General features: G+C 67.9%; 4 protein-coding genes and 1 other RNA gene. All 5 read right to left on the bottom strand.

Annotated elements, in window-relative coordinates:
- Positions 1 to 161 precede the first annotated feature (161 nt).
- Positions 162 to 3,305, bottom strand: a complete 3,144-nt coding sequence (locus tag AMS65_RS18970) for a choice-of-anchor G family protein (protein ID WP_053382220.1) — start codon at positions 3,303 to 3,305, stop codon at positions 162 to 164.
- 221 nt (positions 3,306 to 3,526) lie between these two features.
- Positions 3,527 to 6,352, bottom strand: coding sequence for a fibronectin type III domain-containing protein (locus AMS65_RS00355; RefSeq protein ID WP_157501972.1), 2,826 nt, complete (start codon positions 6,350 to 6,352; stop codon positions 3,527 to 3,529).
- Between the two features lie 263 nt (positions 6,353 to 6,615).
- Positions 6,616 to 6,712: signal recognition particle sRNA small type (ffs, locus tag AMS65_RS18480), an RNA gene on the bottom strand.
- Between the two features lie 197 nt (positions 6,713 to 6,909).
- The gene (locus AMS65_RS00350) at positions 6,910 to 8,958 is read right to left on the bottom strand and encodes an ABC transporter ATP-binding protein (protein ID WP_053382218.1); all 2,049 of its coding nucleotides are present in this window, start codon (positions 8,956 to 8,958) and stop codon (positions 6,910 to 6,912) included.
- Positions 8,958 to 10,694, bottom strand: coding sequence for an ABC transporter ATP-binding protein (locus tag AMS65_RS00345; protein ID WP_053382217.1), 1,737 nt, complete (start codon positions 10,692 to 10,694; stop codon positions 8,958 to 8,960). The genes AMS65_RS00350 and AMS65_RS00345 overlap by 1 nt, the downstream gene beginning before the upstream one ends.
- Between the last annotated feature and the right edge of the window lie 250 nt (positions 10,695 to 10,944).

The following is a 10,944-nucleotide window of genomic DNA, read 5'->3' as shown; positions in this document are numbered from 1 at the left end:
AGGGCCGGCCCCGACCACCGCGGCACCCCGAGAAGAAGTCATGGAACCAGCCTAGTTGTCGGTCGAGCGGGGCATCCATCCGCTGATCGGGAAATCCGACCGATGCGGACACGGGAACGGGCCCGGACGATTGCTCGCCCGGGCCCGTTCACCGCTCGATACTACGCGCGGTAGCTGTTCACGAGACGGTAGATGAACGCCGCCATCGCCTCACGGCTCAGGCGCGACTTCGGCCAGAACTCGCGGCCGTCCTCCACCTTGATGCCCGTGGAGAGCTGCTCATCGACCATCCACGAGATCTCGGTGTAGAACTTGTCGCCTCGCTTCATGTCGAGCATCTGCGACTTGGCAGGGGGCGCGTAGCCCTTCGGAGCCTCGAGGCGGTAGATGAACGCCGCCATCGCCTCACGGCTGAGACGCAGCTTCGGACCGTAGTTCGGCTTGCCGCCCTCGGGGTTCTTGATGCCCGTCGAGAGGCCCGCCTCGTACATCCACGCGATCTCACGGTAGAACTTGTCGCCGGGCTTCATGTCCGCGAAGGGTGAAACGGTCGGAGCCTGGTAGCTCTTCGGCGCTTCCATGCGGAAGATGAACGCCGCCATGGCCTCACGGCTCAGGCGCAGCTGCGGACCGTAGTCGATGCCCCCTGAGCGCTTGATACCGGTGGTGTACCCCATGCAGTGCATCCAGTCGATCTCCTTGTAGAACTTGTGGTTCGTGGGAGTGTCGAGGAAGACCGACTTGGAGCGCGGCGTGACGCACTTGCTCGTGTTCGGATTCGGGTTGTCGCCCGAAGCGTTCGACGAGGCGTTCGCGATCGCAGCGGCCTTCGCCGCGGCCGAGGCGTTGGAGTTGGTCTTGGCCGACGCCGACGCGTTGCTGTCGGAGTTGGCCTGCGAGTGCGCAGCGGCCTGGGCCGCCGCCTGGGAGGCCGCGTTGGCCTGGGTCGATGCGTTGGTCGAAGCGGAGGGATTCGCTGCGGCCTGCGCCGCCGCCTGCGCGTTGGCCGTGGCCTTGGCGCTCGCCGAGGTGGTGGCATCCGCATTCGCCGCCGCCTGGGCCGCCGCGTTCGCATTCGAGTCGGCCGAAGCCGACGCCGAGGCGTTCACATTGGCGTTCGCGCTCGCGTTGTTGTTCGCATTGGCACTCGCGTTGTTGTTCGAACTCGCATTGTTGTTCGAGCTCGCGTTGTTGTTCGAGCTCGCGTTCGAGTCGTTGTCCGAACTGGCGCTCGTGCTCGCATTGGCTCCCGCGGTCGCCGAGGCGTTCGCCGAAGAGGTGCTGTAGGCATTCGAGCTGGCAGCCGAGTCCGCAGCGGCGTTGGCGTTGGCATTCGCCTGTGCCGAGGCGGAGGCGGAGGCCTTCGAATCGGCGCTGTTGTCGGCCGTGCCGCCATCGGCCGCTGCTTGAGCCGCTGCGTTCGTCTGCGTACTCGCGTCCTGCGAGGCGTCGCTGGAGGCACCGGCCTCGACACTCGCCTGAGCCGCGGCCTGCGAGGCGGCATTCGCATCGGCCGCGGTCTGGGCGCTGGCCTGCGAGGACTGGTCGCCGTAGGCGGCGGCCTGGGCAGCGGCCTGGGCCGAAGCGTTGCTGTCGTCGTCCGCGTTCGCCGAGGCGGAGGCAGAGGCGGCCGCACGTGCGTCCGCACTGTTCTCGGGATTCTCGTCATCCGCGGCCTTCACCGTGGCCGATCCGAGCTGCACCCCGACCGCGTCGCCGCCGAGCGCCGGCAGCACGGTCACCGCAAGTGCGCGCACCGTGTAGCTGCCCGACCCGAAGTCGCCGTTCGTGTTCAGCGGCGCCTGATCCGGCTGCTCGTTGATCGTCACGCCGACGACCCCGTCGAGCACCTGCTTCAGCAGCGGGTTCGCCCCGCCGAGCAGACCAGTGACTACCGGCTGCAGGGTGGCGTTCAGCGTGGTGCTCAGGTTTGCAAGCACTGGCTGGATCACCTGAGTATCCAAGATACCGCCCACCTGCGCGAGAATGCCGTTGAGCGACTGGAGCACCCCTCCGAGGATGCTGCCGATGACACCGAGCAGGCCGCTGCTGTTGGGACCCTGCTCCCACGCCACGTCCTTGTATCCATCGATGCCGAGGATGCCGCCAAGGGTAGGAACTCCGCCGTCAACGTCCTTCACCTGGAGGTGCAGGGTACCGAGCAGCGAACCCACACCGGCCATCACGTCGATATTGAGGCCCAGCTTGTACAGACCGTTGCGCACGACCTGGTCAGCCTTCGAGGTGAGCGAGTTGGGTCCCGTTCCCGTCAGAGCGTTGGTCGCGCCCGAAACGATGGCATTCAGGACGTCATCGGTCAGCAGATCAGTGTTGGGCGGGAGAGAGCTCAGGGTCTGCCCCGCGTAGGGGCCGCCAGGGCCGACGAGCAGTTGCTCGAGATTGACGGAGATCGTACCGCTCGCCAAATCGACGCTGACCGAGTAGTCGCCCTCTGCCGTCGTGGCATTGTTGAGCGGGGCAGCCAGCAACTCGGCTCGCAGCTCGTCCACCAGCCCCGTCGTGTCGACGCTCAGATCAAGTGCTGCGCTACCGCCCAGGAGCCCGAGAATGCCGTTCAGCAGCGGGAACACGAGGCCGGAGACCGCGGTATGCACAGCGCCGCCCTCGCCCAGCAGGCCGTCGAGCGTCGCGCCGACGCCTCCGACAACCCCGTCGACCGCGCCGGTCACGTCGTCGAGCACCTGGCTGTGCAGATTGAGCTCGAGCTCTGCGATCGCGTACTGGCGATCGATCGTGGTGCCGTCCTTTTCAGCCTGGGCGCCCAGAGCGCCCAGCTCGATCGACGCCTGATCGAGGATGTCGTCGGTCAGCCCGCTCAGCTGCAGCTGGTCGAGCAGATCGGTCAGGTCGATGCGCGCGTTCTCGCCGGGAGCGTTGTCGATCGCGGTCAGGTCGAGCCTGCCGTCGCTGCCGAGCAGGCCGCTGGCCGAGACCGAGGTGTTCTCGGCTTCCGAAAGGCTGTAGCTCTCCAGCGCACCCGCGGCTCCCAGCCAGAGGAGCCCCGGATCGTCGGCGTTCTCCTTGACGATCGGAAGCGTCAGACCCGGAACCCCCAGGTTGATCGCGCCGAGCACCGAGACGTCGAGGCCGTTCCGATCTTCGAGGTTCGGCCCCGCCGCCCGCCACTCGGTTGTGGTCGAGCCGGCCCCGAGGATGTCGAGACCGAGTCCGTCGGCCCACAGCAGGTGGCCGTGAGCCGCAGAAGCACTGGTCGTGGTCTGCGAGTCCGCGCTCGCGACCGGTGCGATCAGCGCCGTTGCGACCATCGCCACCGACGCCGTCACGGCCCCGATTGCCAGTGTTCTCGTCCCCGCTCGGCGTCGCCGAATTTGCTCTTGTGTGGCGTCCACAAGTTCCCCCTTGATTTGTCCCCCGAAGCGCATCCATTCCGACACACGATTTGTGCGTCGCCCCCAGATACCCTTCTAAGCACTGATCCTAGAGGTATGCTCTCCCATTCGGCAAATTATTAACTGACAATACAAGAATGGACTGAATTTAACTTTCATGACTGCGATTCATCGTTCCGGTCTCCGGCGCCGCGGCGGCGGACGAGCGTGATCGCGGTGACTGCGGCTCCCAGCACGATCAGCGCACCCGCGCCGATCAGCACCGGAGCGCCGCTCTGCCCGCCCGTCGGCGGGAGCGTCCGCGTCGATACGAGCACCGGCTGCGCAGCGAGGGTATCGGCTTCGATCTGCACGCTTCCGCCCTGCCAGTTCGCGTTCAGCGCCTCGAGGATCACCGTGTGGCGGGTCTCGGCGTCGAGCCCCGCGAACACGTGCGAGGTGGTGCCCGCCGTCAGCTCGACAACCTCCCCGGTTTGGGCCGGGGAGAGCGCCGCAGACGGCGGAGCCGATCCTGCACTCCCGTTCGAGGCTGCGCGATGCGGCACGATGCTGAGACGGTAGTGATCCAGCGTCCCCTCCTGCTGCCATACCAGCTCGATCTCTCCGTCCGTCGCGCGGGCGACCGCAAGACCTGTCGGCGGCAGCGGCAGGGTGATGAACTCGGCCCCGACGGGCCAGCTCGGGCCGGCCTCGTTCAGAGCCTCGAGCGAGGCGGAGTAGGGATGGTTGGGCGTCAGGTCGGCAACGGTCCGGCTGCTCGCCGCGCCATCGAGATCTTCCGCGACCAGAGTCTTCCCCGATTCCGCGTCACGCACCTCCAAGCGGTGCTGGGGCGCGTCGTCCTCGTCCCAGCGCAGTTCTGCCGAATCCTGCGTGATCTCCGTCGCGAAGAAGCCCGTGGGTGCCGCCGGGCGCTTCGGCAGCGCGTCGAGCAGGCGATAGGCGTCGACGATCCCCGTCCCGGTCACGTGCGAGTCGGGAAAACCCGCCGCCGCGTACGGGTTCGCGGGGCCGCCGTCCGCGGGGCCCCGGGCCGTCACCAGCAGGTGCTCCGCCAGTTCGGCGTTGCTCATCGCCGGAGCGTAGGACTTTCCCAGAGCCAGCACGGCGGCGGCGTTCGGCGCGGCGGCCGAGGTGCCGAAGAAGCGGTACTCCGGCGCGCCGCCGGAGCCCCAGTCGTCTCCGAAGAAGGTGGTCTGCGTGCCGTCGACCGCCACCGCGTGCGGTGCATCGATGAGCTGCGGCTCGGGCAGTCGTTCCGCGGGCACCGCGTCGAGGACGGGCAGCGTGAGCGGCTCGAAGATCTGCGTGCTCGGGCCCAGCGACGAGTAGTCGCGCAGCGCGGTGGGATCGGCCCAATCCGCGGCGGCGATGCTCACCGCCGAGCCGTCTCCCCCGTGCCCGAACGCGGTCTCGCCCACACGGTCGGCGGCACTCGATCCGAGTGCACGGCTGCCCATGAACTCGCGCTGGGCGATGGCGTCGCCGCCTCGGACGAAGCCCAGATAGACCGCGGGATCCGGCTTCGCGGGATCATGCTCGGTGCGCACCATCACCATCCGCACCCGATCCCCCGGCGCCACGGAGACGTTGCCGGAGAGGCCGGGATAGATCGCACCGAGCGACGGGATGCTCGCGAGTTGAAACGGCACGGGATCACCGGGATTGTCCCGGTAGAAGTGCAACTCGTATTTCGTCGTCACCCCGAACACCGGCTCCCCGATCGACGCGAGGGCGCGCATGGACGTGGCCCAGCCGAGCTCGGGATCGATGGTGAGGGTGTCGTAGGCGACCTCTGGGAGACCCGGGTCGAAGTCGAGGCAGTCGGCTCCCGCGCCCGCGTTCACCCAGCCCGGGCAGGCCATCGGCCGGTACTGGGCGGTCTGCCACGACGACACCGGAGCGCCGCTCGAGGCGCCCAGGCTGCCGACACCGTTCGCGTTGCCGGCCGAGGTGAGATAGGCCACGCCGTAGTGCTCCTTCACGTACTCGATCGCCGCCGACATGAAGCTCTTCTGGAAATAGGCCTCCTGCGGCCAGGTGATGTCGTCGACGATGACGTCGGCGCCGGCCTGGGCGAGCGCGACGATGTTCTCAGCCGCTCCGATATCGCTCGTGCTCCCTTGCGCAGGGTCGCTCGTGCCGGGGTCCGCGAAGAGCAGCTTGGCGCCGGGAGCGATGCCGTGCACGAGCTGCGCCATGGCGCGGCCCTCGTCGCTGCCGCCGCCGAGCCGATCCGAGATGATCTCCACCGCCTGCGTGCGTCCGCACGGGTTGCCCGGACCCGGCAATGCGCCCGAGGCCACGTCATCCTGCCATGAAGTCGGCCACGAGGTCCGGGCGAACGAATCGGACATGATGCCGACCGTGACGCCGCTGCCGTCGACGCCGAACGCCTTCCGGGCCTCCGCCGAGCGCAGTGGCCCGTCGGCTTCGACCGGGATCGGACCGCAGGACTCGTTGCCCACGGCAGGAGACACCGGGAGCGGCGCGGCCTGCGCCGGTCCGGCCGCCCGTGCGCCCAGCTCTCGTCCGGTGAACGGCTGCAGCGCGGGGACGATCCCCCGCACCCCCGGAATCTCTGCAGCCTCGGCGATGCGCCCGGGATCGATACGCACCGTCGCGACCGGCATGAGCGTCGACACGGCGTCCACTTCAGCGATCTCGGCCAGCCGGTCCAGGGTGTCATCACGCCCGGAACCTGCGAGGGTGACGGTGGCGGTCACCTGGCCGGCGGCGTCGAAGCTCAGGCTGCCGCCGCCGGACTCGGGCAGGGAGAGCTCGTCGAGAATCTCCGCCGATCCCGTCGCCCCCTCCTCGACCGCCTCGATGAGCGCGTCGGCGAGCGGAGATCCGGTGTCGGGTCGATCGCCGCGTTCCTCAGACACCGGCTCGTCGGGGCCGACGGCCTGCGCAGCCGCCGGCATGGCGAGTACGGCCGCGAGCGGCAGCGCCAGGCACACGAGCAACCGACGGCGCATCGAGGAACGCATCTTCTCCCCAGTTCTCCGGAGCGCTCCTGCGCGACCCCGATCCACCAGTCGAGCCTACCCTCGATCCCGATGGCCGCACCGATCCCGCAGCCCCGATGTCCGCAGCCCCGATGTCCGCGCGTCAGTAGATGTCACCAAACCGGACGAATGACCGCAACTCCTGACGCGCGTTGCGGAGGGAGCAGAAGCAGAAGCAGAAGCAGAAGCAGAAGCAGGAGCGAGCGCCCGAGGCAGCGCCGGAACTCGCGAGAATGCAAGACTCCCCACGCACCCGCTAGAGCCCGAGTACCCTTGCTGCATTTCTGCCCTGGGGGAGTTTCCCGAGATAGCGCCACGTGGGGAGCCGTACCAGTCTACCGGATGTCGCCGGCCCGTTCGTACGCAGCCGTGCTCGTCAGTCACCATGATCAGCGGCAGGCATGTCCCCCGCCGGGGTGTTCCCCGCCGGGCGTTCCCCGCCGAGTGCTCACCGCCGGGTGCTCACTGCCGACCGTTCCCCGGAATGCGGTGCTCGCACAACGAGGTGTACGAGCACCGCGTCGCGCCTAGGCCTCCGGGCCGCCGATGACCGGAGTCGCTCCGGTGACGACCGGGACCGCGCCCGTGAGCACTTCCTCGGCCAGCTCCTCGGCGTCCTCGCCCGCGAACTGCGCCTGGTAGAGCGCGTAGTACGAGCCCTTCCGCTGCAGCAGTTCCTCGTGCGAGCCCTGCTCCACGATGCTGCCGTTCTCCATCATGAGGATGGTGTCGGCGTCGCGGATCGTGGAGAGCCGGTGCGCGATCACGAAGGAGGTGCGATCCGCTCGCAGCGCCCGCATCGCCTTCTGCACGAGCACCTCGGTGCGCGTGTCCACGGACGAGGTCGCCTCGTCGAGGATCAGCAGGGAGGGGTTCGCGATGAACGCGCGGGCGATCGTGAGCAGCTGCCGCTCACCCGCGGAGAGCGACGATGCGTTCTCCGAGATCACCGTGTCGTAGCCCTCGGGCAGCTGACGGACGAAGCGGTCCACCATCGTGGCCTGCGCGGCTTCGACCACCTCGTCGTCGGTGGCGTCGAGACGCCCGTAGCGGATGTTCTCGCGGATCGTGCCCTCGAACAGCCACGCGTCCTGCAGCACCATACCCACCTGGCCGCGGAGCTCCGCCCGCGAGAGGTGCGTGATGTCGACCCCGTCGAGCAGGATGCGCCCGCTGTTCAGCTCGTAGAACCGCATGATGAGGTTGACGAGCGTCGTCTTCCCGGCGCCGGTCGGGCCGACGATCGCGATCGTGTGCCCCGGCCGCGCCTCGAGCGAGAGGTCCTCGATGAGGGGCTGATCCTCGACGTAGCTGAACGACACGTTCGCGAACTCCACGTGGCCGTCGGTGCGCTCGGGCAGCCGTTCGGTGACGGTGTCGGGGTCCTGCTCCTCGGCGTCGATCAGCTCGAAGGTGCGCTCGGCCGACGCCACGCCGGACTGCAGCATGTTCGCCATGCCGGCCATCTCTCCGATGGGCTGGGCGAACTCGCGGGAGTACTGGATGAACGCCGTCACATCGCCGAGCGTCATCTGCCCCGCGGTCACGCGCAGTGCGCCGACCACCGCGATGAGCACGTAGCTGAGGTACTGCACGAACTGCATGGCGGGCATGATGGTTCCCGAGAGCGCCTGCGCCCGGTAGGCGGCCTCGAAGAGCCCCTCGTTGCGGCGATCGAACTCCTCGATCATCTCCGCGTCGCGGTTGAAGATACGCACGAGCTCGTGGCCCGTGAACGATTCCTCGATGTGTCCGTTGAGGTCGCCGGTGTTCTTCCACTGCGCCACGAAGAGCTTCTGCGCGCGCACGCCGACGACCCCCGCGATGATGCCCGACAGCGGCAGCGCGATCAGCGCGATCAGCGCGAGCTGCCACGAGACGATGAACATCATCGCCGCGATGCCGATTACGGTGAGCAGCGACTGCACGAGCTGCGAGAAGGCCTGCTGCAGCGCCTGCTGGATGTTGTCGACGTCGTTGGTGACGCGCGACAGCACGTCACCGCGCTGGCGGCCGTCGAAGTAGCTCAGGGGAAGGCGGTTGATCTTCGCCTCGATGTCCTGGCGCAGCGTGTAGATGATCCGCATCACGAGTCGGTTCAGGATGTACCCCTGCAGCCACATGAGGAACGATGCGACGAGATAGAGCGCCAGCACCGCGAGGATCAGGCGGCTGAGCAGCCCGAAGTCGATGCCCTCGCCGGGCACGACATTCGCGCCCTCGAGCATGTCCGCGAACTGCGCGTTGCCCTCGGCCCGGGCGCCGGCCACGATCTGCTCCAGCGGCACACCGGCCGGCAGCTGCTTGCCGAGCACGCCGTTGAAGATCACGTCCATCGCCTGGCCAAGCACCTTCGGCGCGATCACGGTGAGCACCACCGAGCCGATCACCAGCAGCACCACGAGCGAGAACAGCCACTTCTCCGGCGCGAGCAGGCCGATGAGGCGCTTCGCCGCCGGCCAGAAGTGCTTCGCCTTCTTCGTCGGCTGCCCGCCGAACCAGTCGTCGCCGTCGGGCTGGTAGTCGTCGGGCAGCTCGAACTCGTCGGCCTGCTGCTTCGTCTTCTTCTCGGCCATTACGCCACCTCCGCCTCTTCGAGCTGCGATCGGACGATCTCCTGGTAGACCTCGCTGGTCTCGAGCAGCTGAGCGTGGGTACCGCGCCCCACGATCTCGCCGCCCTCGACCACGAGGATCTGGTCCGCCTCGGTGATGGTGGACACGCGCTGCGCGACGATGATGGTCGTCGCGCCTCTCGTCGCGTCGGGCAGTGCGGCGCGCAGCTTGGCGTCGGTGGCCACGTCGAGCGCCGAGAACGAATCGTCGAACAGGTACACGCGGGGCTTCGCGACGAGCGCCCGGGCGATCGACAGCCGCTGACGCTGGCCTCCCGACACGCTCGTGCCGCCCTGCGACACCGGCTCGTCGAGCTGCTGCTCCTTCTCGCGCACGAAGTCGTCTCCCTGCGCCACGCGCAGCGCCTCCCACAGCTCCTCGTCGCTCGCGTCGCTCCGTCCGAAGCGCAGGTTCGATCCGATGGTGCCCGAGAAGAGATACGGGCGCTGCGGCACGAGACTCACGGTCGACGCCAGCTGGGCGCGGGTGAGCGCGGAGACGGGGGCGCCGTCGACCGTGATGGATCCCTGCTGCGGGTCGTAGAGGCGCAGCATGAGGTTCAGCAGGATCGTCTTGCCGGCTCCCGTGGAGCCGATGATGGCGGTGGTCTTACCCGGGTCGGCGACGAAGCTCACGTCCTTGATGACCGGCTTCTCGGCTCCGGGGAAGCCGAAGGTCACACCGGAGAACTCGACGCGACCGGCCTCGGGCGTCGGCACCGATTCGGCATCGGGGAACTCCAGAGTCGACTCGGTGTCGAGCAGCTCCCGGACGCGCTCGGCGCAGACCACCGCGCGCGGGATCATCATCGTCATGAAGACGCCCATCATCACTGCGATGAGGATCTGCAGCAGGTACTGCAGGAATGCCGTGAGCGATCCGATCTCGACCAGCCCCTGGTCCACGCGGTGCCCGCCGAACCACAGCACGGCCGCCGTGGCGACGTGCAGCACCATCATGATCACCGGGAACATCAGCACGAAGATGTTGCCCACCCTCACCGAGACATCGGTGATGTTGCGGTTGGCCACGTCGTAGCGATCGACCTCGAAGTCCTCCCGCACGAAGGCGCGCACCACGCGGATGCCCATGATCTGCTCGCGCAGCACGCTGTTGATCGAGTCGACGCGATCCTGCATCTTGCGGAACAGCGGCAGTAGCAGCCAGACGAGGAAGCCCACGATCACCGCGAGCACCGCGACCGAGAGCCACACGAGCCAGGACATGCCCGCATCCTCCCGCAGCGCCATGATGATGCCGCCGATCGCCATGATGGGTGCGGAGACCATGAAGTTGAGGGTCATGAGCACGAGCATCTGGATCTGCTGCACGTCGTTGGTGCCGCGCGTGATGAGGGTGCCCGCCCCGAACTTGGTCGCCTCGAGCGTGCTGAGCGAGTCGACCTTGCGGTAGACCTCACGACGCAGATCGCGCCCCACGCCCATCGAGGTCCGGGCCCCGAAGTAGACCGCGGCGACCGCCGTGAAGAGCTGACCGAGCGACACGATCAGCATGAAGCCGCCGGTGCGCCAGATGAAGTCGGTGTCGCCCCGTGCGATGCCCCGGTCGATGATCTGCGCGTTGAGGCTGGGCAGCCAGAGCGCGGCGATCGTGGAGAGCAGTTGCAGCACGAGCACGGCCACGATGAAGAGCCAGTACTTCTTGGCATGTCGAAGTGCGAGTGAGATGAGGGCCACGAGGATCCTTTCGTCCTGTGCCAGCCTGGCCCGAACCTCAGACATTCACGAGCGACGCGACGGGGAGACACGAGTGCGCGACGGTGCAGATGAGCGGTCGGATCAGAGGCAGCCGAGCAACACTAGCAGACTCGAGGCCCGGCCGCCAGTGCGCCCGCAGCCCTTCCCCGAGCCGCCCGCTGCTCGCGACGCTCCCGGAAACGCGAAAAGGCGGGACCACCCGAAGGTGAACCCGCCTCTTCAGCGAAGA

It is taken from the genome of Leucobacter celer subsp. astrifaciens (assembly GCF_001273835.1).
Classification (GTDB): Bacteria; Actinomycetota; Actinomycetes; order Actinomycetales; family Microbacteriaceae; genus Leucobacter; species Leucobacter celer.
Note: the sequence above shows the minus strand (reverse complement) of the source record. Positions and strands in the feature narration are given on the sequence as shown.

What these genes read in the sequence shown, in the direction of transcription:
- AMS65_RS00355 (WP_157501972.1), bottom strand. Translation starts at nt 6,352, where the DNA reads ATGCGCCGTCGGTTGCTCGTGTGCCTGGCGCTGCCGCTCGCGGCCGTA.
- AMS65_RS00350 (WP_053382218.1), bottom strand. Translation starts at nt 8,958, where the DNA reads ATGGCCGAGAAGAAGACGAAGCAGCAGGCCGACGAGTTCGAGCTGCCC.